Raw genomic sequence first — 22,027 nt, forward strand, 5'->3', positions numbered from 1 at the left:
GTCAGCGTTCCGCGACCGCGGTGCGGATGGCGGACAGCGCGTCCGGGATGCGCGAGGCATCCGAGCCGCCGCCCTGGGCGACGTCGTCCTTGCCGCCGCCTCCGCCGCCGAGGATCTTGGCCGCGGTCCGCACGAGCGCACCGGCCTTGATCCCGGCACTCCGGGCGGCCTCGTTCGTCGCGACGAGCACGAGCGGGCGGTCATGGGCGACGCCGGTCGCCGCGACGACGGCGGCGTCGGAGCCGAGGCGGCCGCGCAGGTCCAGGACGAGCGTACGCAGTTCGTCGGCCCCGCCGATCTGCCCGGCGTCGTGCGCGATGAGCCGCACGCCGTCGACGTCCACGGCGGTGTCCACGAGGGAACCGGCGGCGGCGGCGAGCTGCTCCTTCCGGAGCCGATCGAGCTCCTTCTCGGCGGCCTTGAGCTTGTTGAGCGTCACCGAGAGCCGTTCCGGCAGCTGCGCCGAGGGCACCTTCAGCATGTCGGAGAGCTCGGAGACAAGGGCGCGCTCCGCCGCGAGGTGGCGGAAGGCATCGAGGCCGACGAGTGCCTCCACGCGCCGGTTGCCGGATCCGACCGACTGCTCGCCGAGCAGCGTCAGGCTGCCGATGAGCGACGTCGACGCGACGTGCGTGCCTCCGCACAGCTCGCGGGAGAAGTCCGCGTTCATCTCGACCACGCGGACGGTGTCGCCGTACGCCTCACCGAAGAGGGCCGTGGCGCCGAGCGCCTTGGCGTCCGCGAGGGACATGATCTTCGTCTCGACCTCGTAGTTGTTGCGGATCGCGATGTTCGAGACCTCCTCGATCTCCGACCGGGCCGCAGGACTGATGCCCTCGCCCCAGGAGAAGTCGAAGCGCAGGTACCCGGCCTTGTTGAAGGAGCCGCGCTGCAGTGCCTCGGGGCCGAGGATCTCGTGCAGGGCGGCGTGGATGATGTGCGTGCCCGAGTGGGCCTGCTCCCCCGCGTGCCTGCGCTGGCGGTCGACGGCCGCAGTGACCGTGGCCCCCTGCGCCACCTCGCCCTCGCGCACGATGGCCCGGTGGACGCTGAGCCCCTTGAGGGGCCGCTGGACGTCGAGGACCTCGACGACGAACCCGTTCCCCGTGATGAGTCCGACGTCGGCGGCCTGGCCGCCCGCCTCGGCGTAGAACGGAGTCTGGTCCAGGACGAGTTCGATCTCCTCGCCCTGCAGGGCACTGGTGATCGACTGGCCCTTGTCGAGCAGGCCGACGATCGTCGCTTCGGAGGTGAGCTCGTCATAGCCCGTGAAGACCGTCTGGCCGCGTCCGAGCAGCTCGTTGAAGACCGAGAGGTCCGCATGGCCTGCCTTCTTGCCGCGGGCGTCCGCCTGGGCGCGCCGGCGCTGCTCGAGCATGAGCGAGCGGAAGCCGTCAGCGTCGACGGCCAGGCCGGCCTCCTCCGCCATCTCGAGCGTCAGGTCGATGGGGAAGCCGTACGTGTCGTGCAGCGTGAAGGCGTCCTGCCCGGAGAGCGGGCGCTCCTCCGCCAGGGACTCACGGACCGCTTCCTCGAGCCGGGCCGTCCCCGAGGCGATGGTGCGCAGGAACGCCTTCTCCTCCGCGTAGGCGATGCGGCTGATGCGCTCGAAGTCCTTCTCGACCTCCGGGTACACGCCCTTCATCGCATCCCGGGATGCGGGCAGCAGCTCGGGGAGGCATGCCTTCTCGACGCCGAGGAGCCGCATGGCGCGGATCGCCCGTCGGATCAGGCGGCGCAGCACGTAGCCGCGGCCCTCGTTGGAGGGGGTCACGCCGTCGGCGATGAGCATGAGCGAGGAACGGATGTGGTCGGCGACCACGCGCATGCGGACGTCGTCCGTGTGGTGCGGGTCGGCGGGTGACTCCGCACTCGTGTAGGTCTTCCCGCTGAGCGCCGCGGCGCGGTCGAGCACGGGACGCACCTGGTCCGTCTCGTACATGTTCTCGACGCCCTGCAGGATCATCGCGAGGCGCTCGAGGCCGAGGCCCGTGTCGATGTTCTTCTTCGGGAGTTCACCGAGGATCTCGAAGTCGTCCTTCCCGGTGCCCTCTCCGCGCTGGTACTGCATGAAGACGAGGTTCCAGATCTCCACGTACCGGGCGTCGTCCGCCTCCGGGCCGCCGTCGAGCCCGTACTCGGGTCCGCGGTCGTAGAAGATCTCGGAGCAGGGACCCGCGGGGCCGGGCTGGCCGGTGGACCAGTAGTTGTCCTTCTTGCCCATCTTCTGGATCCGGTCGGCGGGCACGCCGATGCTGTCGCGCCAGATCCCCAGCGCTTCCTCGTCCTCGTGGTAGACCGTGATCCACAGCTTCTCGGCGGGCAGGCCGAAGCCGCCGTCCGCCACGTCGCTGGTCAGCAGCTGCCAGGCGAGACGGATGGCGTCTGCCTTGAAGTAGTCGCCGAACGAGAAATTGCCGCACATCTGGAAGAACGTGCCGTGGCGGGCGGTCTTGCCGACCTCCTCGATGTCACCGGTGCGGATGCACTTCTGGACGCTGGTGGCCCGGCTGTACGGAGCCACCTCCCGGGCCGTCAGGTAGGGGATGAAGGGGACCATCCCGGCGACGGTGAACAGGAGCGACGGGTCGGAGGAAATCAGCGACGCCGAGGGCACGACCGTGTGCCCGTTCTTCTCGAAGTAGCTGAGCCAGCGGGTGGCGATCTCGTGGGACTTCATGGGGGGATCCTTCAAATGGGTGGTCGGGACGCGGCGGAACGGGGCACGGCGTCGGACGGGGGGCAGGGGGCCCGGGAGGGAGCCGGTGCCGTCCGGTGAGGACCTGGCACGGCCCGCCGGACCGGACGACGGCACTGCCGTGCGCCGCGGATCCGGCGGTCCGCCGGGCGGCGGCGCCGAGGACTAGCGCAGTGCCCGGCGGGGCGCGGAGCCCTCGTCCTCGGCCGCAGCGGGCGCCTGGACGCCCAGGGCGGCCCGCAGGTCGTTCTCGCGCTCGCTCATGGCCGAACGCAGGGCATCGGCGAAATCGGCGATGCTGTCACTGACCTGCCCGACCGCACGGTTGAGGCCCTCCGGGCCGAGGGCGGACCTGGCCTGGGACACCTTGCGCACGGCCACGACGCCGATCGTGATGCCGGCTGCCAGCCAGAAGGCTCTTCTGATCATCGTTCTCTCCGGTTCGTTGGGGGCTAGCGGCTGCGGCGACGGCGCGCCGGGGTCTTCCGGCCGGCGAGGGCCGAGCGGACGCCGTAGGAGAACGCTGACACCTTGATGAGTGGAGAACCGATGGTGGCGGCGACCAGCGACGACAGTGCAGAGATGTTGGCCGATGCGTCCGAGACGTTCGAGGTGATGCCGTCCACGGTCTTCAGCTGCTGGTGCGTGGTGCTCACGGTGCTCGTGACCTCCTCGATCAGCGGCGTCGTCTCCTCGGTGACGGTGCGGATGGCCCTGCGCAGTTCGTCGAACACCCGCCCGAGCTTCCAGATCGGCACGGCCAGCAGCAGCACCAGGACGGCGAACACGCCAGCAGCTATCAGGCCCGCAATATCTCCACCTGACATGGGCGGTCTCCTTCTACGCAGGGGGCACCGCCTCCGGGGCGGGCGTGGGAATTCTTGCTCTTAGTACCTTACAGAACGAAGAGCCCGCGGCGGGTGCCGCGGGCTCTTCGGTCTGCACGTCTCGCTCGTCGCCGACGGGTCGCGTCGGCCAGGGGCGACTAGCGTGCGTAGTACTCGACGACGAGCTGCTCTTCGCAGGTCACGGGGACCTCGGAGCGCTTCGGGCGACGCACGAGGCGTGCCTGGAGCTTGTCGAGCTGGACGTCCAGGTAGCCGGGGACGGCGGGGAGGACGTCGCGGTGCGCACCAGCGGCGGCAACCTGCAGCGGGACCATGGTCTCGCTGCGGCTGTGGACGTGGATGAGCTGGCCTTCGGCCACGCGGAACGACGGGCGGTCCACGCGGGCGCCGTCGACCATGATGTGGCGGTGCACGATGAGCTGGCGGGCCTGGGCGCTGGTGCGGGCGAACCCGGCACGGAGCACGAGGGCGTCGAGGCGCATCTCGAGCAGCTCGATCAGGTTCTCACCGGTCAGGCCTGCGGTGCGGCGGGCTTCCTCGAAGACACGGGCCATCTGTGCCTCGCGGATGTTGTACTGGGCGCGCAGGCGCTGCTTTTCGCGCAGGCGCACGGCGTAGTCGCTGTCCTGCTTACGGCGCGCACGGCCGTGCTGGCCCGGCGCGTACGGCCGGCGCTCGAGGTACTTCTCTGCCTTGGGGGTCAGGGCGATGCCGAGGGCACGCGAGATGCGCACCTTCCGGCGGGCACGTGTGTTGTTAGCCACGTCTACCTTTCGATTTTTGCGGCGAAGAAACGGACTCACGCCGTCAGGGCGTCCGCACTTCCTGGTGTCGCTGGCCTCCACTTGCGGAGAGCCGGGATTGGCCGCTTCCCGGTACTACAGTGCGCTGCGACCCTGGCCGCCACCCCGCGGAGGCAGCAGGAACCTGCTGCGACACGAAGGGAGATGGCTGGTACACGGCGACTTGCCAGTCAGCGTTCAATGCTAGCAGTCAGGCCGGTGGCCGCCGAATCGTGCGCCGCGCCGTGACCCGCCGTACCCGGCGGCGCTACTTCCCGCGGATGATGCGGCGCAGGCGGGCCAGGCGCGAGCCGATGTCCCGCTCGGCGCCCCGGTCCGTCGGCTCGTAGTAGTCGCGCCCCACGAGGTCGTCCGGGGCGTACTGCTGCAGCGCGATCCCGTGGGGCTCGTCGTGCGAGTACACGTACCCCTGCCCGTGTCCGAGCTGCGACGCCCCCGGGTAGTGTGCATCCCGCAGGTGCGCCGGGATCCCCTGGCCGCGCCCCGCCCGCACGTCGGCGACGGCGGCGTTGATGCCGTTGTAGGCCGCGTTCGATTTCGGCGCCGTCGCGATGTGCACCACGGCTTCCGCGAGGATGATGCGCGCTTCGGGCATGCCGACGAGCTGCACGGCCTGCGCAGCGGCGACGGCGGTCTGCAGGGCCGTGGGATCGGCCATGCCGACGTCCTCGGACGCGGAGATCATGAGTCGCCGCGCGATGAACCTCGGGTCCTCGCCGGCCTCCAGCATGCGTGCCACATAGTGCAGCGCCGCGTCGACGTCGGAGCCGCGGAGCGACTTGATGAAGGCGCTCGCAACGTCGTAGTGCTGGTCACCGGCGCGGTCGTACCGCAGGGCCGCGACGTCGACCGCCTTCTCCGCGTGCTCGAGCGTCACCAGCACGGGCAGCGCTTCCTGCCCCTCGTCGTCCTCGTCCTCGCTTCCGCCCGTCTCCCCGCCGTCCGGGCGGCGCGGGTGATGCCCGGGAGCTTGCGTCCCCTGCTCCGATTGGGCGACGCCGGCAGCCGCTTCCAGCGCCGTGAGCCCGCGCCGGGCGTCTCCTGCCGCCAGGCGGACGAGGTGCTCGAGCGCCTCCCCGGAGACCTCCACGGTCCCGGCGAGTCCGCGATCGTCGTCGACGGCCCGCTGGAGCAGGCCCCGGACATCCGCTTCGTCGAGTGGGCGAAGGGTCTGCAGGAGCGAGCGGGAGAGCAGCGGCGACACCACCGAGAAGGACGGGTTCTCGGTGGTCGCGGCGATCAGCACGACCCAGCCGTTCTCCACGCCCGGCAGCAGGGCATCCTGCTGGGCCTTGTTGAACCGGTGGATCTCGTCGAGGAACAGCACCGTGGTCTGCCGGTACAGGTCACGCGAGGTCAACGCCTCGTCCATGACGCGCCGCACGTCCTTGACCCCCGCGGTGATCGCGGAGAGTTCGACGAACTTCCGGCCCCGACCGCGCGCGATCACATGGGCGAGTGTCGTCTTGCCGGTTCCCGGCGGGCCCCACAGGATCACGGACGACGGCGCGGCATGCGCACCGGGATCGTGCTCGCCGGCGAGCGTCCTCAGGGGCGAGCCTCGACCGAGCAGGTGCTGCTGCCCGACCACCTCGTCGAGGGTGCGCGGGCGCATGCGGACGGCGAGGGGGCTGCGCGGCCGCACCGCGCCCGGCGCGCGGGAACCGCCGTCGGCGGCGGCGTCGGCCTCGTCGTCGTCCGCCGCCGCACTGAATAGATCATTCACGGTGTCAACGTTACTGTGGGCCACTGACGGGGAGGGCACCGCGGGGCCCTCCCCGTGCCCGACCCTCCCCCGCTGACGACGAGAAGGAACCCCATGTCCCCGAGCCGGTCGGTCCTCGTCGAGGCGCAGCGGCTCGAGGGTTGGCTCGGGCGCTTCGGGGAGCGCAACGGCCCCTTCGAGGTGCAGCCGGACCCGGAGACCACCGGCGGCTCCCTGAGGATCGTCGCCGCGAACGGCTGCAGCGCCGTCCTGGCCCCACCCCTGCGGGCAGCCCCTGCGCCGGCAATCCCGATCCCGGGGCCGGGCGGGCTGACCGCGGCCCTGCTGTCGGGTATCGACCTCACGGTTCCCGTGGGACTGCTCCTGCTCCGACGGGGCGGCTACTCGGTAGGGGTCGCCCGGGAGGGCGTGGTCCTGTCGTCGAAGACGGGCACGCGCTACGTCCAGGGCAGGACGGCGGCCGGAGGCTGGTCGCAGCAGCGTTTCGCGCGCCGGCGCGCCAACCAGGCCGACGCCCTGGTCGAGGAGACCGCCGTCCGCGCCGCCGCACTGTACGCAGCGGATGCGCCGTCGTGCCTGCAGCTCGGCGGTGACAGGGCGCTGGCGGCAGCGGCGCTCGGCGAACCCGTCCTCGCACCCTTCGCGAGCCTTCCGCAGGTGCCCTTCCTGACCGTGCCGGATCCGCGGTTCGCCGTCCTCAAGGAGGCGGCCCGGTCGGCACTGTCCGTCCGCATCACCGTGACCGACCCGCCCGCAGCCGTCTAGGAGGTGGCGTCAGGCGGGCCGGGACGCCGCCGAGCGCAGGGCCGAGATGGCGGACGCGGCGTCGTCCGCCCCGTAGACCGAGGATCCCGCGACGAAGACCGTGGCGCCGGCCTCCGCTGCGCGCAGGATCGTCTCCTCCGAGATGCCGCCGTCGACCTGGATGACCAGCGGAAGGCCCGCACCGCGGATGGCCTCCGCGGCCCGGCGGATCTTCGGCAGGGTGAGGTCCAGGAAGGACTGGCCGCCGAACCCCGGCTCGACGGTCATCACGAGCAGCATGTCGAGCTCACCGAGCATGTCCAGGTACGGCTCCACCGGTGTCGCCGGCCGCAGCGCCATGCCGGCCCTGGCTCCGGCGCCGCGCAGCTCGCGGGCCAGCTTGACCGGGGCTGACGCCGCCTCCGCGTGGAAGGTCACGGACGCCGCTCCGGCCTCGGCGTACTGCGGCGCCCAGCGGTCCGCGTCCTCGATCATGAGGTGCACGTCGAGCGGCAGCGGACTGACCTGCTGGATCCGCCTGACCACCGGCAGGCCGAGGGTGAGGTTCGGCACGAAGTGGTTGTCCATGACGTCCACGTGCACCGCGTCGGCCGACGCGATGCGCTGCAGCTCGGCCTCCAGGTTGGCGAAGTCCGCCGAGAGGATGCTCGGGTTGATACGGAGATGCGTCACGACCGTTCCTTTCGTCGCGCGGGCCGGGAGCGCCTCACGGATTCTTCCTGATGAGCGCGAGGTACATCGCGTCCGTGCCGTGGACATGGGGCCAGAGCTGCGCGCTCGCGCCGTGGCCGGCGCCGAGTGCTCCCCCGATGCTCACCGCGTCCAGGGCCGCGCCGGCGTCCAGCCGCTCGAACCCGGGCCGCTTGCGGAGGCAGTCGTCGACGACGGCGTCCGTCTCCGCATGGTGCGGGGAGCAGGTGACGTACGCCACGACACCACCCGGCGCGACGGCGTCGAGGGCAGAGGCGAGGAGCTCCCGCTGGAGCGGCGCGAGGGATACGAGGTCCGCCGGCGTGCGGCGCCACCGCGACTCGGGACGGCGCCGCAGGGCACCCAGGCCCGTGCACGGCGCGTCCACCAGCACGCGGTCGTACGTGTCCGGCTGTTCCCGTCCGAGGTCGCGGCCGTCTCCGACCCGCACGGTCCAGGATTCCTCGGGCAGGGGCCGCAGCGCCTGCTGCACCAGCCGGGCACGATGCGGCACCGGCTCGTTCGCCGTCAGGTGGACTCCCGAGTCCTGGCCGAGGGCTGCGAGCAGGGCCGTCTTCCCGCCGGGACCCGCGCAGAGATCGAGCCACTGCTCGGGGCCGCCTGTCCTCCCGGCGCCGAGGTCGACGGCGGCCAGCGCCCGGGCCACGAGCTGGGACCCGGAGTCCTGCACCCGGATGGTGCCCGTCGAGATTCCCGGCAGGCGGCTGACGTCCCCGCCCGAGTAGTAGGCCGATCCGGGGGCGAGGCGGCCCGGCTCGGCTCCTTCGGCGAGCGCGTCGTCGAGCGATGCGAGCCCCGGCAGGGCCACGAGGTGCACCACGGGTGCCGCGTTGTCCGCGGCCAGCAGCGCGTCGATCTCGGCGACGTCCCGGCCGTGGGCCACGAGGGCCTGCCGCAGGGCGCGCACGATCCATTCCGGGTGGCTGTGCGCCAGGGCGGCGATCGCGGTCGCGTCCGTCAGGCCGTCCACGAGCTCGCTGATCCAGCCCTCCAGGTCATGCGCGGTCACCTTCCGCAGCACGGCGTTCACGAGCGACGACGGCCCCGCGCCGATCACGGCGCGCACGAGCCCGACGGTCTGGTCGAGCGCCGCATGGGCGGGGACGCGCATCGCGAGGAGCTGGTGGACGCCGATCCGCAGGGCGTCCAGCACGGCCGGATCCAGCTGCTCGAGCGGCCGGTCCACGCAGCGGGCCAGCACGGCGTCGTACGTCCCCTGGCCGCGCAGCGCGCCATAGGTGAGTTCGGTGGCGAAGCCGGCATCCCGGCGGTCGAGCCGGTGCTTGCGGATGCTCGCCGGCAGGACGAGGTTCGCGTAGGCGTCCTCGGCCTGGACCGCGCGCAGCACCTCGAACGCCACCAGGCGCGCGGGGTCGGCGCGGCGTGAGCGCTGGGAGGGCGCCGCCTGGGAGAACTGCCGTTCCCCGCCGCGGTTGCGCTCACGGCCCTGCTCGTTGCGGCGGCGGGGGCTGCCCCCCTGTCCCCTGCCGCTGCCTCCGGACCCCTTCGGTCCCGATCCCCTGTCCGCTCCTCCGGTCTCATTCACTCGAACACCAGCTCTCCGCGCGTCGCCGCGCCCCGTGCCCAGTCGAGGGCGCTCATCATCTTCTTGCCCGCAGGCTGGAGGGTCCCCAGGACCACCGGATCGGTGCCCGTGCCCACGAGCACTTCCCGCCCGAGGACCCGCAGTTCGCCGGGCTCGAGGTGGGGGCGGGCCGGCGCGTCCGCGGCCGCCTCCCCGCTCTCGCCGGGGCTGACGGTCGTGACGGTCGTGACGGGCGTGACGGGGCCGAGCTTCAGGCGCTGCCCGCCGAGCGTGGTCCACGCGCCGGGTTCGGGAGTGACCGCGTTGACGCGGCGCCGCACGGCCACAGCCGGTTGCGTCCACTCGACCCGGGCGTCGTCGATCGTGAGTTTCGGCGCGAGGCTCGGCTCCCCGGTCTGGGGAGTCGCCGTGACCCGTCCGGCGTCGATCCCGGACAGCGTCTGCACGAGCAGGACGGCGCCGCTGTGCGACAGGCGCTCCAGTACCTCGCCGCTCGTCGCGGAGGGTTCGAGGGTCTCGGTCATCACCCCGAACACGGGGCCCGTGTCGAGCCCCTCCTCCAGGCGAAAGGTCGTGGCACCCGTGACGTCGTCACCGGCGAGCACCGCGTGCTGCACGGGCGCCGCGCCCCGCCAGGCGGGGAGGACGGAGAAGTGCAGGTTGATCCAGCCGTGCGCCGGCACGGCCAGCCCGGCAGGCGGGACGATCCCGCCGTAGGCGACGATCGCGGCGGCATCGAGGCCGAGGGTGCCGAGGTGGGTGATCAGCTCGGGGGTGAAGCGGTTCGCCTTCAGGACCGGGAGTCCGAGGGCGTCGGCGGCCGCAGCGACCGGGCTCGGAGCCAGGATCCTCTTCCGTCCCACGGGAGCGTCGACGCGCGTCAGGACGGCAGCGACGTCGAAGCCGGCCTCCACCAGGGCCCGAAGTGACGGGACGGCCACCTCGGGCGTCCCCGCGAAGAGGATCCTCATCGGGTGCGCTGCCCGAAGGCTCCGGTGCCGCCGCTACCCCTCGAGGGTGCGGTCCCCTGCGTGAAGCTCGATCCGAGGGACTGGGAGCGCTGCGCGGCGGTGCGGGACGTGACGCGGTTGTACTCGGCACTCCGGATGGCCCTCAGGGCACTCCTGCGGTCCTCGCCCTCCAGGCGGTCGATGTAGAGCGTGCCGCGGAGGTGGTCGGTCTCGTGCTGCAGGGCGCGTGCCAGCATGCCGGTCCCCTCGACCACGATGTCCGCGCCGGACACGTCCTGGCCGGTGACCCGGGCCCACTCGGTCCTGTCGACGTAGCTTCCGAGACCGGGAACGGACAGGCAGCCCTCGACGTCGGACTCCCCCTGGGATCCGCCGGCGAGCTCGAGCACGGGATTGACCACGTGCCCTTCGACGCCGTCCACCCGGTAGGTGAAGACCTGCAGCCCGATCCCCACCTGGGGGGCGGCGAGCCCTGCTCCCTGCACATCGATCATGGTCTCGGTCATGTCCTCGACCAGCCGGGCCAGATCGGGCCCGAACTCGGTGACCTCCGCTGCGGGTGTGCGGAGGATCGGGTCCCCGATCATGCGGATACTCAGGACGGCCATCGGTGCTCTGTTCCTCGCTTCGGTCGCGGAATGCGCGCAGGGCGCGGGATGGGAAGACTCTTCGGTGCCCGCGGCCGTGCTCCTGCCGCGAGGCACGCATCAATCCTAGTGCCGGTCGCGGCGCGCCGAAGCTCGGCCCCCGGGGCGGTCGCGCGGAAAGAACCTCCCGGGTCCTTCCCCGTCCCCCTGCCCGGAAGGGCCTCAGGCGGGGAGGGCGGTCTCCGGCACGGCCACCTTGCCGGGTGGCGGTCCGATCGGAAGGAGCGCGCGGCCGGCCTCTTCGGCATCGAGCCCGGCCTCCCAGGCGCGACGCAGGGCGCAGAAGCGGAGCCAGTGGTTCTTCAGCACCGACGGATTCGCCCTCATCGCGCGCACTTCCGTCTGGCCGACGGCCACCCCGAGCAGCAGGGGCTGGTCGCCGTGCGCCCACGGGCGCCATTCACCCTGCTGCGGGTCCACGAGGGATTCCTCCGCCTTCATCCCCGCGACGAGCTGCATGACCACCTTGTCGTCGAGCGCCTTCACGAAGCCGTCCCGGTCGGTGTTCTTGGTCTTGTAGTCGATGAGGCAGGTGCGGCCGCCGATCGTGGCGACGAGATCCAGTGTGCCCGCGTAGCCGAGGGCGGCGTTCCACACCGTGATCTCGGGCTCCACGGGCCGCACGTCGTACAGGTCCCACCATTCGTCGAACCGCTGGGCGAAGCCGCCCTCCCCGTTCTCCTCGAGGGCCAGCCGGGCCGCGTCGAGTTCCTCGGGCCTGCCGAGGGCGCGCAGCGCCACCTGTTCGCAGTAGTGGTGCACGCGGGTTCCCCGCAGGGCCGCATCATCGCGGTACCGTTCGGCCGCGCCGGAGGCGTCCCGGACCGCCGCGCGCAGCTCCGCCGGGTTGCCGAGCGCGCCCGGCAAGCGCGGGTCCCGTGACAGCGCGCTGGCTGCCATGTGGCCGAACCAACCACCGAGGGAGGTGGGCAGCTGGGAGATGACGGTGGTGATCGACGGGACGGACGGCTGCTCCGACGTGGAGCGGGCGTACATCCGGCCGTGGGGCGTTGCGTGGGCGAGGAGCGGAGCGGTCATGGCTCCAGTCTTCCAGTTGCCTCTGACAGCCCGGTCATCCGCGGCCGGGTGCTGGGCACAGGTCCCCGGCCGCGGACCGGCCCCGTCCGATTGGACGAACCCCGAAACGTCCTATAGAGTTTTCTCTCGTTGGAAAACGAAGAAACACCGCGAAATACACGGTATCGAGCGGGAATTTCTGGTCCTTTTCATCTGCGGACGTAGCTCAGCTGGCTAGAGCACCACCTTGCCAAGGTGGATGTCGCGGGTTCGAATCCCGTCGTCCGCTCGCAAGTCACTGTAGAGCCGGATCAGTCCGGTGGCCGGAGGAATCCGGTCACGGTGGGGTGGCCGAGAGGCGAGGCAGCGGCCTGCAAAGCCGTCCACGCGGGTTCGAATCCCGTCCCCACCTCACTACGGTACGAGCACCCATGAAGATGGGCGATTGGCGCAGCGGTAGCGCGCTTCCCTGACACGGAAGAGGTCACTGGTTCGATCCCAGTATCGCCCACTACGGCGCCCCCTCGGGGGCGCTTTTTTGCGGACGTAGCTCAGCTGGCTAGAGCACCACCTTGCCAAGGTGGATGTCGCGGGTTCGAATCCCGTCGTCCGCTCTCAGGCCGGTTGTCGGCCGTTGCCCGGTCCTGGCGAGGACCGGGCATTTTTTCTGCCCCGGGCCTCCCCTGTGGCTCCTCCCAGGACTTCCCCATCTTCCTGTCCTATGATTGACGGAGCGGAAACGGTACTGCGTTTCCACGACCGAAAGGAGGTGTCCGTGGGTTTATTGGACGGGCTCAAGGGCAAGGCCGGCACCCTCGCGGGTAAGGCGACCGAACTCATTGGCGACAATTCCGACAAGGTGAAGAACGGCATCGGGAAGGCTGGCGGCTTCGTCGACAGCAGGACCCATGGCAAGTACTCGCACCACATCGACGGAGTGCGGACGAAGGCTTCGGAGATGGTCGACAGGATCGACAAGAAGGACGGCAAGGGCGACGTAGGCCCTACCCCTCCGCCGGCCGTGTGAATCCCAGCCTGGCAATAAGGAGCGCCGGTCCCGCCGAGAGGCGGCACCGGCGCTTCCTGCGTCCGGACTCCGAGGAGGGCGCCCGGGAACCGGGGGGAAGAGCCCCGATCGACGCTACCGCGCGACGTCGCTCCCCTGCCGGGCGAGTGCCGTCAGGCGGGATACGGCCCGGTAGTACTTCTTCATGTAGCCGCCACCCATCATCTCCTCGGTGAAGAGGTGGTCGAAGGTGGTGCCGCTCGCCATGATCGGCACGTCCCGGTCGTAGAGCCGGTCCGCCAGGACCACGAAGCGCAGCGCCACGGCCTGCTCGGTGATGGTCTCCACGTTGTGCCAGGCGACCGCGTCGATACCGTCGAGGAGCTGCCGGTAACGGCTGGGGTGGACATCCGCGAGGTGCCGCACCAGGCTCGCGAAGTCGTCCTCGGCCAGCATGCCGCCGGAGTAGGAGGCGATCCGCTCCCGCAGTGCGGCGTCATCGATGGCCTCCGGGGCCTGCGGCAGCCCGCGGTGGCGATAGTCCTCACCGTCGATCCGGGCCACCTCGAACTGGTCCGCGAGGACCTGGATCTCCCGCTGGAAATCCTCCGCCGCGAAACGTCCGTCGCCGAGCGAACCGGGGAGGGTGTTGGAGGTCGCCGCGAGCTTGACCCCGGCGTCGGCGAGTTCGCGCATGAGGCGGGACATCAGGACGGTGTCCCCCGGATCATCGAGTTCGAACTCGTCGATGCAGACGAGGCTGTAGCCGCTCAGGGCGTCGACCGTCTTGCGGAAGCTCAGCGCCCCCACCAGGTTCGTGTACTCGACGAAGGTCCCGAAGGCCTTCTGCCCGGTCGACGCATGCCAGAGCGACGCGAGGAGGTGGGTCTTGCCCACGCCGAACCCGCCGTCGAGGTAGATGCCCGCCCGGCTCGGGGCCTTCTTCCCGCCGAACAGCCTGCGGAATCCGGAGGGTCCGGGCTCATTGACGGCGGAAGCGAAGTCGCGGAGCTTGTCCACTGCCGCGGACTGCGACGGCTGCTGCGGATCCGGGCGGTAGGTGTCGAAGGACACCTCGCCGAAGCGGGGCGATGGGTAGAACCCGCCCAGCAGATCATCGACGGAGACCTTGGGGGACCGCTCTGTCAGGTGCTCGATGGCTGGCACGGATCTGGACCGCTTTCTCTCCGGGAGGGGGTGACGGCAACGGCCCCGCAGGCGTCCGTTCCGCTACGCAAGCCTACGGCAGGCCGCCCGCCCACGGCGCCGCCGCGCACCCGCCATCCCGCCCTTGACCGGGGGCCCGGCCGGTCCGGCAGGATCGGACCGGGCGCCCCCGCGGACGGGCGCCGGCACCCGTCCGCCGCACGCCGTAGCACCGGAAGCAATTGCCGCACCGCGTGGTTAGGCTAGGAGGAAAGACGGAAGCGCAGCACGCGGGACCGTGAGGACAGCTATGCGAAAGGCCCCCATGACCCTGGCAGCAGACACGCAGGACAAGTTCGCCGAGTACGCCCACCCCGAACGGCTCGTCTCCACGGGGTGGCTCGCCGACAACCTCGGCACCGAGGGCCTCGTCGTCGTGGAGTCGGACGAGGACGTCCTGCTGTACGAGACCGGCCACGTCCCGGGCGCCGTCAAGATCGACTGGCACACGGAACTGAACGACGAAGTCACCCGCGACTACATCGACGGCGAGGGTTTCGCCCGCCTGATGGCGGCCAAGGGGATCTCCCGCGACTCCACGGTGGTCATCTACGGCGACAAGAGCAACTGGTGGGCCGCCTATGCGCTCTGGGTCTTCACGCTGTTCGGCCACGAGGACGTGCGCCTGCTCGACGGCGGCCGGGACAAGTGGGTCGCCGAGGGCAGGGACATGACGACGGACAGGCCGGAGGTCGCCACCGCTGACTACCCCGTCGTCGAGCGCGACGACACCCGCATCCGCGCCTACCTCGGCGATGTCCTGGAGCACCTCGGCAAGCCCCTCATCGACGTACGGTCGGGCGACGAGTACACGGGCGCCCGCACCACCATGCCCGCCTACCCGGAGGAGGGCGCCCTGCGGGGCGGCCACATCCCCACCGCGAAGTCCGTGCCCTGGGCGCGGGCGGCCGCCGAGGACGGCACCTTCCGCACGCGCGCCGAACTCGATGCCATCTACCGGGACGAGGCGGGCCTGCGGGACGGCGACGACGTCGTGGCCTACTGCCGCATCGGCGAGCGGTCGAGCCACACCTGGTTCGTCCTCACCCACCTGCTCGGCTTCGGGAACGTGCGCAACTACGACGGCTCCTGGACCGAGTGGGGCAACGCCGTCCGTGTGCCGATCGTCCGCGGCACGGAGCCCGGCGAGGTGCCCGCGGGATCGGCACGGGCCGCCCGATGACGAGCGCGGCGATCCCCCCGAAGCTCGCCGAGATCATCGACGATTTCCAGGACCTGACCGAACCGGACCGGCTCCAGCTGCTGCTCGACTTCTCCCGCGAGCTGCCTGACCTGCCGGAGCGGTACACCGACCACCCCGAACTGCTGGAGCAGGTGGTCGAGTGCCAGAGCCCGCTCTTCCTGACCATGGAGATCGGCGACGAGCCCCAGCGGCCCGTGCACCTCTTCTTCTCGGCGCCGCCCGAGGCCCCGACCACGCGCGGCTTCGCGGGCGTGCTGCTCGAGGGGCTCGACGGCCTGCCCGCCGCCGAGGTCCTCGCCGTGCCGGACGACGTCCCGGACCGCCTCGGCCTCACGCGGGCCATCACACCCCTGCGCATGCGCGGCATGGCGGCCATGCTGGGACGGATCAAGCGGAAGATCAGGGAAGCCCAGTAGCTGCCGGTGCCGCCGGCTCGGGCGCTTTCCCGCCGGGAAGCGTCCGGCCGTTGAGGTGACCGTCGAGCCAGCGCTCGACGACGGCCTCCCACCGCTCCGGATCGACGTTCCATTCCTTCGTGTGGCGTGCACGGTGGAACCGCTCGAGCGTCACGAAGGACGGGTTCTTCTCGGCGAGTTCCGCCGACGGCCCGATGGGGACGAATTCGTCGTCCTCGCTGTGCAGGACGAGTGTCGGCAGGGTCAGCTGCTCGGCGCGGGCGATCCAGTCCATGCTCTTGAGGTCCAGCGGAGCGGCCAGCCCGGTGATCCTCCGCCCGCGCTGGCTGGCCAGCAGGTACTGTCCGAGCCTCCCCACGGGAGCAGGGATCCGGTTCAGGGCGGCATGGTGCGCGAGGACTTCGATCCAGTTGATCACCGGCCCGTCCAGCACCAGTGCACTGATGCGCTGCCGATGGCGGGAGAGGTCGGCCGTCTGCAGCACGATGGCGCCGCCCATGGACCACCCGAAGAGCACGACGTCGCGGGCGCCGTGCGAGACGGCGAAGTCGATCGCGGCGTCGACGTCGTGCCATTCGGTCATGCCGAGCCCGTAGCGGCCGTCCGGCGCCGAGGGCGCCTCGCCGTCGTTCCGGTAGGAGAGGACGAGGCTCGTGAGGCCGAGGCGACGGGCCGGCCCCAGTGCGCGCAGCGCCTCCGCCCGCGTCGCCCCGCGGCCGTGCACCATGATCGCCCAGGTGCGGGCAGGAGCTTCCGCGCGCACGAGCCAGGCCGGAGCCGCGCCGCCCTCGACGGGGATGAGCACCTCCTCCTCCGCGAAGCCCATGGCCGACGGCGACGGGTAGACCGCCCCGCCCCACCAGCCGCGCGTGGCCGACGCCAGGTCCCCCGCGTAGACCTTCTCGACCTCACGTTCCACGGTGCCCTCCCGGGGGACGTAGGAGCGTACCCCTCCGATCCGGGCGTGCCCCCGTCCCCGGTCGAAGTGGAGGCTGTAGGTACCCTCGATCGTCGTGTCGTCGTTGGCCGGGAGGATCACGGTCTGATGGCCGGCGGAGCCGACCACGGCCAGGATGTCGAGGTTCTCGTCCCGGCTCCGGGCGGGAGTCACCACCTGGCGTGCGAAGTACACGGCGAGCCCCGAGACCGCCCCGGCGGCGGAGGATGCCAGGGCAGCACCTGCCCCCACCCCGAGCGCGGTCCACTTGAGCCAGGGAGCGGTGATGGGCTGCGCTGCGGCCGTTGGGCTCGTCGATGCCATGGTTCCATTTCTACCCTGCCCGTCAGGCGCCGTCGATCCAGCGCGCCGTCCGGCGAGGCGCGCCGGGGTGCGGCAGTACAGTGGCGCCATGACACAAACAATCGTCGTGCTGACAGAGGAAGCCCTGACGCACCCTGATCTCCGCAACCTGCAGACCCTCCAGGGGGAGGAGCCCGCGGAGGTCGTCGTCCTGATCCCCGAGGACCGCAACGAGTCGGTGCTGGGCGAGTTCTTCCGCCACCTCAGCCTCCTCGAGGTCGGCGAGGCCTTCCGCACCTTCTCGTCCGACGACCGCCGCCACGACGAGGTCGCCGCGCGCACCGCACTCGAGCAGTCGCTGCACCTGCTGACCCGGGAGGGGTTCGAGGCCCGTGGACGGACGACGGCGGGAGACCCGGTCGACGCCCTCGTGCAGGAGGCTGCGGACAGCGGGGCCGTGCAGGCCGTGGTCATCACGCGCCCCCACGCCATGGCGGACACGTTCCACACGGACTGGGCCACGAAGGCGCAGGACAAGCTCGGTATCGCCGTCCTCCACCTGTACTCCGGCTCGGGATTTATTGGCGACTCGTAGGCGTTGGGAGAAGTATGACTACCGAACGCGACACCTACCGGCCAGAGATCCAGAAGTCCGACGACGAGTGGCGGCAGGAACTGACCCCGCAGGAGTTCCAGGTGCTGCGCCAGGCCGGCACCGAGCGCCCCTACACGGGCGAGTACTACGACGCGAAGACGGCCGGCATCTATGCGTGCCGTGCCTGCGGATCCGAACTCTTCACCAGCAACGAGAAGTTCGATTCCCACTGCGGATGGCCCTCCTTCTGGGCGCCGCTGGCGGAGGACAAGGTCCGCTACCTGCATGACCGGTCCCTCGGGATGGAGCGGATCGAGGTGCGCTGCGCCCGCTGCGATTCGCACCTCGGCCACCTCTTCAAGGGCGAGGGCTTCGACACCCCCACCGATCAGCGCTTCTGCATCAATTCCATCTCGATGAAGCTGGTGCCCACCGCATAGCCGCGGCGGTCCCGGCAGGTCGGGCCGGCCTCCGGGCTGGCCTTCCTGCTGTCCGGGATCGTGAAGCCGGACTGGCCCTTCTGCTGATCAGAACCTCGACGAGCATAAGAGTTGCTTTCTATGTCCGGCCTCGAGGGTAAGGACAGCTGTTCTGGTTGCTACGCTCGCGCACACGACATGCAATGCGCACGAGCAGAGAAAGAAGGAGCCATGACCATCACTCCCCTCGCCCCGACAGCCGGGAAGCCACAGGAGACCGCCGCCTGGCAGGCCCTCAGAGCGGCGGCGCAGGAGCTGCGCCTCCTGCAGGTGAAGGACGGCTCCATCCCCGATCCGGACCACCACGGCGCCGCAGCCGCGCACACCGCGGCGATCACCGCGGCCGTCCGGGAACTCGCTCCCCTCTTCCCCCACGACGCCGAGTACCTCGACCGCACCGTCACGGCCTTCGACGCCTGGCAGGCGAGCGGTTTCGCGGTTCCGGATTTCCTCGAGCCGCTGCTGGCCTTCCAGCCCCAGCAGCACCGGATCGACGGTCTCCGGCACCTCGTCGTCTTCCCGATGTACACCCAGAACGGCAGCACCAGCCGGCTCGTCGAAGCCGTGCTCATCGAGGTGCTCTGGCCGGAGTTCATCGGCGAGCTCGAGGCGGGCGACTACTCCAACGCACTGTTCGTTCCCATCCGGTTCCTCGACTTCACCGAGGGCTACAACACGAACTCCGCCGTGCTGTTCCCGGAGACCGTCGCCGTCAGCCGGACGCCGACCTTCACCTGGGGCGCCATCTTCGCGGACCGTGAAGCCGCGCGCTTCCGCCGCGTGGTCCGGGCCGCTGCCGAGATCACGCGGCTCGATCTGCCGGCCGACGCGCTGGAGCTCCTCGGGGACCAGAAGCTCACGGAGGAGACCTTCGTGATGTGGGACCTCATCCACGACCGCACCCACATGCGCGGCGACCTGCCCTTCGATCCCTTCATGATCAAGCAGCGCATGCCGTTCTTCCTGTACTCGCTCGAGGAACTGCGCTGCGACCTCACGGCGTTCCGCGAATCCGTGCGGATCGAGAAGGACGACGACGCCTCGCCGGAGGCCCGCCGGCACGCGAAGCTCGTGCAGTACGCCGTCATCTTCGACCGCATCTTCCGCTTCAGCATCACGGGCAGCCGCGTCCGGAACTACGACGGCCTCGGGGGCCAACTCCTGTTCGCCTGGATGCACCAGCACCGTGTCCTGCACTGGACCGACACCAAGCTCACCATCGACTGGGAGGAGGCCGCCGACGTCGTCGTCGCCCTCGGCGAGCAGATCGAGCAGCTCTACTGGCGCTCGATCGACCGCCCGAAGACCGCGCACTGGCTGGCCGCCTACGAGTTGGTCTCCGCCACGGTCACGCCCCACCCGGCCTCCGTGTGGGCGAAGGGCCCCGACGCGCTCGAGCTCATGGGCCCGCCGCGCGCCCTGACCGACGCCGTCCTCGATGACGAGTTCCCACTCTCGATGTTCTTCGAGGCGCTGGACCGCAAGATGAGACCGATCATCGAGTCGACCACCGGCATCACGGCGGACGCAGCATGACCCCGCCCGCCGGCACCCGCACCGCCGTCACCCGCACCGCCGTCGTCGCGGGTGCCACCAGCGCCTCCGGAGTGGCCCTGACCCGGCGGCTGATCGCGGACGGACTCGCCGTGGTGGCCGTCGGTTCCGACGCCGGGCGGCTCGACGCGGCCTTCGCCGGGCTCGACGGCGTCGAGCGGCAGGTGTGCGACCTCACGGACGAGGCGGCGGTCGCATCCCTCGCCGGCCGGGTCCTCGACGACCACGGCGGCGCGGACGCCCTCTTCCACCTCGTGGGAGGCTGGCGCGGCGGCACCGGCATCACCACGCAGTCGACGGCGGACCACGAGTTCCTGCACCGCTCGGTGTTCCTGACGCTGTTCAACACCAGCCGGGCCTTCTACGATCAGCTGGCCCGGCGCGGCGGGCGGCTCGCAGCCGTCTCGGCGACCGCCGTGGCCGCTCCGACGGCGGCCAGCGCCTCCTACGCCGCGGTGAAGGCCTCGGTCGACGCCTGGCTGCAGGCCGTCGCCGAGGGCTTCACCCGGGACGGCACCGCGACAGCCGCCACCGCCGTCGTCGTCAAGGCCCTGGTGGACGATGCCATGCGGGAGCAGCATCCCGAGCGGCGCTTCCCGGGCTTCACGCACGTCGACGACCTGGCCGACATCCTGGCGTCGCTGCCGGCAGCGCCTGCCGCGCAGGTCAACGGCGCCCGCATCGACGCGGCCGCGGGCTTGCGTCGGGGATAATGGCACCGTGACCGACACCCTGACACCATCCGCATCCCTGCATGACCGGACCCAGCGAAGCTTCGCGTCCGACAACTACTCCGGCGTGCATCCCGAAATCCTCACGGCCCTGGCTGCAGCCAACGAAGGTCACCAGGTCGCCTACGGCGACGACCAGTACACCGCCCGGCTGCAGGAGGTGATGGAGCACCACTTCGGCGAAGGCATCTCCATCTACCCCGTCTTCAACGGGACCGGCGCCAACGTGCTCTCGCTGCAGTCCATCCTGCCGCGGTGGGGCGCCGTCGTGTGCCCCCAGACGGCCCACATCAACGTGGACGAGAACGCGGCACCCGAGCGCGTCGGCGGCATCAAGCTGCTGACCGTCCCCACGCCGGACGGCAAACTGACCCCCGAGCTGATCGACCGCGAGGCCTGGGGCTGGGGTGACCAGCACCGCGCGCAGCCCCTGGCGGTCTCGATCACCCAGACCACGGAACTCGGCACGCTGTACTCGGTCGCCGAGATCAAGGCCATCGCCGACCACTGCCACGCCCGCGGCATGCATGTCCACATGGACGGCGCCCGCCTGGCGAACGCGGCGGCCGCACTGGGTCAGCCCCTCCGCGCCTTCACGCGGGACGCCGGCGTGGACATCCTGTCCTTCGGCGGCACCAAGAACGGGCTGATGTTCGGCGAGTGCGTCGTCGTGCTGAACCAGGAGGCGTCCACCGGGCTGGAGTACCTGCGCAAGCTCAACATGCAGCTCGCGTCGAAGATGCGCTTCGTCTCGGCGCAGCTCATCGCCCTGCTCGAGGGTGACCTCTGGCTCCGCTCCGCGACGCACGCCAATTCGATGGCGGCCCGCTTGACGGCCGGCGCGCGGGACATCCCGGGCGTGATCCTGACGCAGGAGACGCGGGCCAACGCGGTCTTCGCCATCCTCCCCCCGGGGGCCGCGGACCGTATCCGCGAGAGCTTCCGGTTCTACGACTGGGACCAGGCCACCGGCGAGGTCCGGTGGATGTGCTCGTTCGACACCACGGAAGAGGACGTGGACGCGTTCCTCGACGCGATCCGCCGGGAAGTGTCCGCCTGAGGATTCGGCCCGCCGGCCGCCGTCGGGCGTAGCCTGGCAGGGCCCCGACGGCGCCCGACCGCCGAGGTGCAACGGCGCGTCGCCGCCCAACTTCCCCCCGCAGGGCATAGCCTTCGGGGGTGAGTGCAATCGACGGCGTATCGCAGCTTCCTGTGGAATTCCTGGACGCCCTCTCCGGGCTCAGGAAAGCAGCGCGCCGCAGCGAGATCCGGCTCGAGGAGATCCCCGCACCCTCGCGGCTCGCCCCGTTCGCCGTGGCCCTCGGGGCCGAGATCTTCGAGGCCACCCCGCTCATGCCGCCGCCGCTCCACGGACCGGCGCGAACCCTGATCCTGCCGCCCGAGCCCGAGGAACTGGCCACCGGCCGCTTCATCCTCCTGTACGACCCGGCCGGTTCCGCGGTCTGGAACGGCAGGTTCCGCATCGTCACCTACATCCGCGCACAACTCGAGCCGGACATGGGCAACGACACCCTGCTCGGTTCCGTCGCCTGGACCTGGCTCGTGGAGGCCCTCGAGAACCACGGAGCGCGCCACCACAGCACGGGCGGCACCGCCACGAGGATCCTCTCCGAGAGCTACGGCACCCTCGAGGACCGGGCCGACACCATCGACATCGAACTGCGGGCATCCTGGACTCCCGAGACCTCCGACGTCCGCCGCCACCTGGAGGCCTGGTCGGAGATGGTGTGCACCTTCGCAGGACTGCCACCCCTGCCCGAGGGCGTCACCCATTTCCCGCACCGCCGCTCCTGAGCCATCCCGCGGGGAGTCCGGTCCCGCTCTTCCGACCGTGCACCGTCGG

At 70.9% G+C, this 22,027-nt stretch carries 22 protein-coding genes and 4 tRNA genes; 14 read left to right on the forward strand and 12 right to left on the reverse strand.

Going from position 1 to position 22,027, the window contains the following annotated elements:
- Position 1: 1 nt before the first annotated feature.
- The 5 genes from alaS to ACIQCY_RS09405 form a co-directional block, all read right to left on the reverse strand.
- The gene (gene alaS / locus ACIQCY_RS09385) at positions 2 to 2,680 is read right to left on the reverse strand and encodes an alanine--tRNA ligase (RefSeq protein ID WP_400483634.1); all 2,679 of its coding nucleotides are present in this window, start codon (positions 2,678 to 2,680) and stop codon (positions 2 to 4) included.
- Positions 2,681 to 2,863: 183 nt separating this feature from the next.
- Positions 2,864 to 3,127, reverse strand: a complete 264-nt coding sequence (locus tag ACIQCY_RS09390; protein ID WP_400483635.1) for a DUF6167 family protein — start codon at positions 3,125 to 3,127, stop codon at positions 2,864 to 2,866.
- A 23-nt stretch (positions 3,128 to 3,150) separates the two neighbouring features.
- The gene (locus tag ACIQCY_RS09395) at positions 3,151 to 3,525 is read right to left on the reverse strand and encodes a DUF948 domain-containing protein (protein WP_400483636.1); all 375 of its coding nucleotides are present in this window, start codon (positions 3,523 to 3,525) and stop codon (positions 3,151 to 3,153) included.
- 158 nt (positions 3,526 to 3,683) lie between these two features.
- Complete coding sequence (rpsD, locus tag ACIQCY_RS09400; RefSeq protein ID WP_104181758.1) at positions 3,684 to 4,310, reverse strand: 30S ribosomal protein S4; 627 nt, start codon at positions 4,308 to 4,310, stop codon at positions 3,684 to 3,686.
- A gap of 286 nt (positions 4,311 to 4,596) precedes the next feature.
- The gene (locus tag ACIQCY_RS09405; protein ID WP_400483637.1) at positions 4,597 to 6,075 is read right to left on the reverse strand and encodes a replication-associated recombination protein A; all 1,479 of its coding nucleotides are present in this window, start codon (positions 6,073 to 6,075) and stop codon (positions 4,597 to 4,599) included.
- Positions 6,076 to 6,168: 93 nt separating this feature from the next.
- On the opposite strand from ACIQCY_RS09405, the gene ACIQCY_RS09410 reads away from it, so the two are divergent.
- Entirely contained in the window at positions 6,169 to 6,840 is a 672-nt protein-coding gene (locus tag ACIQCY_RS09410; RefSeq protein WP_400483638.1) for an acVLRF1 family peptidyl-tRNA hydrolase, read from the forward strand.
- A gap of 9 nt (positions 6,841 to 6,849) precedes the next feature.
- Here ACIQCY_RS09410 and rpe read toward each other — a convergent pair whose 3' ends face one another.
- The 5 genes from rpe to ACIQCY_RS09435 all read right to left on the reverse strand — a co-directional run bounded on the left by rpe (position 6,850) and on the right by ACIQCY_RS09435 (position 11,753).
- The gene (gene rpe / locus ACIQCY_RS09415) at positions 6,850 to 7,512 is read right to left on the reverse strand and encodes a ribulose-phosphate 3-epimerase (RefSeq protein ID WP_400483639.1); all 663 of its coding nucleotides are present in this window, start codon (positions 7,510 to 7,512) and stop codon (positions 6,850 to 6,852) included.
- Positions 7,513 to 7,546: 34 nt separating this feature from the next.
- Positions 7,547 to 9,097 (reverse strand): RsmB/NOP family class I SAM-dependent RNA methyltransferase, encoded by a 1,551-nt coding sequence (locus tag ACIQCY_RS09420; RefSeq protein WP_400483640.1) that lies wholly within the window; start codon positions 9,095 to 9,097, stop codon positions 7,547 to 7,549.
- Positions 9,094 to 10,068: a methionyl-tRNA formyltransferase gene (locus ACIQCY_RS09425; protein ID WP_400483641.1), complete on the reverse strand. Its 975-nt coding sequence runs from the start codon at positions 10,066 to 10,068 to the stop codon at positions 9,094 to 9,096. The genes ACIQCY_RS09420 and ACIQCY_RS09425 overlap by 4 nt, the downstream gene beginning before the upstream one ends.
- On the reverse strand, positions 10,065 to 10,676 hold the full coding sequence (def, locus tag ACIQCY_RS09430; protein ID WP_400483642.1) for a peptide deformylase: 612 nt from the start codon (positions 10,674 to 10,676) through the stop codon (positions 10,065 to 10,067). The genes ACIQCY_RS09425 and def overlap by 4 nt, the downstream gene beginning before the upstream one ends.
- Positions 10,677 to 10,877: 201 nt before the next feature.
- Positions 10,878 to 11,753, reverse strand: a complete 876-nt coding sequence (locus ACIQCY_RS09435; protein WP_400483643.1) for a cytochrome — start codon at positions 11,751 to 11,753, stop codon at positions 10,878 to 10,880.
- A gap of 194 nt (positions 11,754 to 11,947) precedes the next feature.
- Here ACIQCY_RS09435 and ACIQCY_RS09440 point away from each other — a divergent pair.
- The 5 genes from ACIQCY_RS09440 (at position 11,948) to ACIQCY_RS09460 (ending at position 12,759) form a co-directional block, all read left to right on the forward strand.
- Positions 11,948 to 12,021 (forward strand) — tRNA-Gly (locus ACIQCY_RS09440).
- A gap of 52 nt (positions 12,022 to 12,073) precedes the next feature.
- Positions 12,074 to 12,144: transfer RNA gene (locus tag ACIQCY_RS09445), tRNA-Cys, on the forward strand.
- 27 nt (positions 12,145 to 12,171) lie between these two features.
- Positions 12,172 to 12,243, forward strand: a tRNA-Val gene (locus ACIQCY_RS09450).
- A 29-nt stretch (positions 12,244 to 12,272) separates the two neighbouring features.
- Positions 12,273 to 12,346 (forward strand) — tRNA-Gly (locus ACIQCY_RS09455).
- A 161-nt stretch (positions 12,347 to 12,507) separates the two neighbouring features.
- Positions 12,508 to 12,759, forward strand: a complete 252-nt coding sequence (locus tag ACIQCY_RS09460; RefSeq protein ID WP_400483644.1) for an antitoxin — start codon at positions 12,508 to 12,510, stop codon at positions 12,757 to 12,759.
- A gap of 114 nt (positions 12,760 to 12,873) precedes the next feature.
- Here the strand turns inward: ACIQCY_RS09460 and zapE are convergent, their stop codons facing one another.
- Positions 12,874 to 13,905 carry a cell division protein ZapE gene (gene zapE / locus ACIQCY_RS09465; RefSeq protein WP_400483645.1) on the reverse strand — a complete coding sequence of 344 codons (1,032 nt, stop codon included), beginning with the start codon at positions 13,903 to 13,905 and terminating at the stop codon, positions 12,874 to 12,876.
- A 304-nt stretch (positions 13,906 to 14,209) separates the two neighbouring features.
- Here zapE and ACIQCY_RS09470 point away from each other — a divergent pair, with 304 nt between their 5' ends.
- Positions 14,210 to 15,127, forward strand: a complete 918-nt coding sequence (locus ACIQCY_RS09470; protein WP_400483646.1) for a sulfurtransferase — start codon at positions 14,210 to 14,212, stop codon at positions 15,125 to 15,127.
- Entirely contained in the window at positions 15,124 to 15,564 is a 441-nt protein-coding gene (locus ACIQCY_RS09475) for a SufE family protein (protein WP_400483647.1), read from the forward strand. The genes ACIQCY_RS09470 and ACIQCY_RS09475 overlap by 4 nt, the downstream gene beginning before the upstream one ends.
- Here the strand turns inward: ACIQCY_RS09475 and ACIQCY_RS09480 are convergent.
- Positions 15,548 to 16,825 (reverse strand): alpha/beta hydrolase family protein, encoded by a 1,278-nt coding sequence (locus tag ACIQCY_RS09480; protein WP_400483648.1) that lies wholly within the window; start codon positions 16,823 to 16,825, stop codon positions 15,548 to 15,550. The two genes, ACIQCY_RS09475 and ACIQCY_RS09480, sit on opposite strands and share 17 nt — an antisense overlap.
- Before the next feature lie 88 nt (positions 16,826 to 16,913).
- Here ACIQCY_RS09480 and ACIQCY_RS09485 point away from each other — a divergent pair, with 88 nt between their 5' ends.
- The 6 genes from ACIQCY_RS09485 (at position 16,914) to ACIQCY_RS09510 (ending at position 21,978) form a co-directional block, all read left to right on the forward strand.
- Positions 16,914 to 17,399 carry a hypothetical protein gene (locus tag ACIQCY_RS09485; RefSeq protein ID WP_400483649.1) on the forward strand — a complete coding sequence of 162 codons (486 nt, stop codon included), beginning with the start codon at positions 16,914 to 16,916 and terminating at the stop codon, positions 17,397 to 17,399.
- Between the two features lie 14 nt (positions 17,400 to 17,413).
- The gene (gene msrB / locus ACIQCY_RS09490) at positions 17,414 to 17,839 is read left to right on the forward strand and encodes a peptide-methionine (R)-S-oxide reductase MsrB (RefSeq protein WP_400483650.1); all 426 of its coding nucleotides are present in this window, start codon (positions 17,414 to 17,416) and stop codon (positions 17,837 to 17,839) included.
- Positions 17,840 to 18,049: 210 nt separating this feature from the next.
- Positions 18,050 to 19,414 carry a DUF6421 family protein gene (locus ACIQCY_RS09495; RefSeq protein WP_400483651.1) on the forward strand — a complete coding sequence of 455 codons (1,365 nt, stop codon included), beginning with the start codon at positions 18,050 to 18,052 and terminating at the stop codon, positions 19,412 to 19,414.
- On the forward strand, positions 19,411 to 20,145 hold the full coding sequence (locus ACIQCY_RS09500; protein ID WP_400483652.1) for an SDR family NAD(P)-dependent oxidoreductase: 735 nt from the start codon (positions 19,411 to 19,413) through the stop codon (positions 20,143 to 20,145). The genes ACIQCY_RS09495 and ACIQCY_RS09500 overlap by 4 nt, the downstream gene beginning before the upstream one ends.
- A gap of 7 nt (positions 20,146 to 20,152) precedes the next feature.
- Positions 20,153 to 21,223, forward strand: a complete 1,071-nt coding sequence (locus tag ACIQCY_RS09505; protein ID WP_400483653.1) for a threonine aldolase family protein — start codon at positions 20,153 to 20,155, stop codon at positions 21,221 to 21,223.
- 128 nt (positions 21,224 to 21,351) lie between these two features.
- Positions 21,352 to 21,978 (forward strand): DUF3000 domain-containing protein, encoded by a 627-nt coding sequence (locus ACIQCY_RS09510; RefSeq protein ID WP_400483802.1) that lies wholly within the window; start codon positions 21,352 to 21,354, stop codon positions 21,976 to 21,978.
- The last annotated feature ends 49 nt before the right edge of the window (positions 21,979 to 22,027 follow it).

It is taken from the genome of Arthrobacter sp. NPDC092385 (genome assembly GCF_044755105.1).
Classification (GTDB): Bacteria; Actinomycetota; Actinomycetes; order Actinomycetales; family Micrococcaceae; genus Arthrobacter_D.

Bases quoted from the DNA above. Each gene is read 5' to 3' on its own strand.
- msrB (WP_400483650.1), top strand. From the start codon at position 17,414: ATGACTACCGAACGCGACACCTACCGGCCAGAGATCCAGAAGTCCGAC.
- alaS (WP_400483634.1), bottom strand. From the start codon at position 2,680: ATGAAGTCCCACGAGATCGCCACCCGCTGGCTCAGCTACTTCGAGAAG.
- ACIQCY_RS09470 (WP_400483646.1), top strand. From the start codon at position 14,210: ATGACCCTGGCAGCAGACACGCAGGACAAGTTCGCCGAGTACGCCCAC.
- ACIQCY_RS09475 (WP_400483647.1), top strand. From the start codon at position 15,124: ATGACGAGCGCGGCGATCCCCCCGAAGCTCGCCGAGATCATCGACGAT.
- ACIQCY_RS09500 (WP_400483652.1), top strand. From the start codon at position 19,411: ATGACCCCGCCCGCCGGCACCCGCACCGCCGTCACCCGCACCGCCGTC.
- ACIQCY_RS09480 (WP_400483648.1), bottom strand. From the start codon at position 16,825: ATGGCATCGACGAGCCCAACGGCCGCAGCGCAGCCCATCACCGCTCCC.
- def (WP_400483642.1), bottom strand. From the start codon at position 10,676: ATGGCCGTCCTGAGTATCCGCATGATCGGGGACCCGATCCTCCGCACA.
- ACIQCY_RS09435 (WP_400483643.1), bottom strand. From the start codon at position 11,753: ATGACCGCTCCGCTCCTCGCCCACGCAACGCCCCACGGCCGGATGTAC.
- ACIQCY_RS09390 (WP_400483635.1), bottom strand. From the start codon at position 3,127: ATGATCAGAAGAGCCTTCTGGCTGGCAGCCGGCATCACGATCGGCGTC.
- ACIQCY_RS09485 (WP_400483649.1), top strand. From the start codon at position 16,914: ATGACACAAACAATCGTCGTGCTGACAGAGGAAGCCCTGACGCACCCT.
- ACIQCY_RS09425 (WP_400483641.1), bottom strand. From the start codon at position 10,068: ATGAGGATCCTCTTCGCGGGGACGCCCGAGGTGGCCGTCCCGTCACTT.
- ACIQCY_RS09495 (WP_400483651.1), top strand. From the start codon at position 18,050: ATGACCATCACTCCCCTCGCCCCGACAGCCGGGAAGCCACAGGAGACC.
- ACIQCY_RS09410 (WP_400483638.1), top strand. From the start codon at position 6,169: ATGTCCCCGAGCCGGTCGGTCCTCGTCGAGGCGCAGCGGCTCGAGGGT.
- ACIQCY_RS09395 (WP_400483636.1), bottom strand. From the start codon at position 3,525: ATGTCAGGTGGAGATATTGCGGGCCTGATAGCTGCTGGCGTGTTCGCC.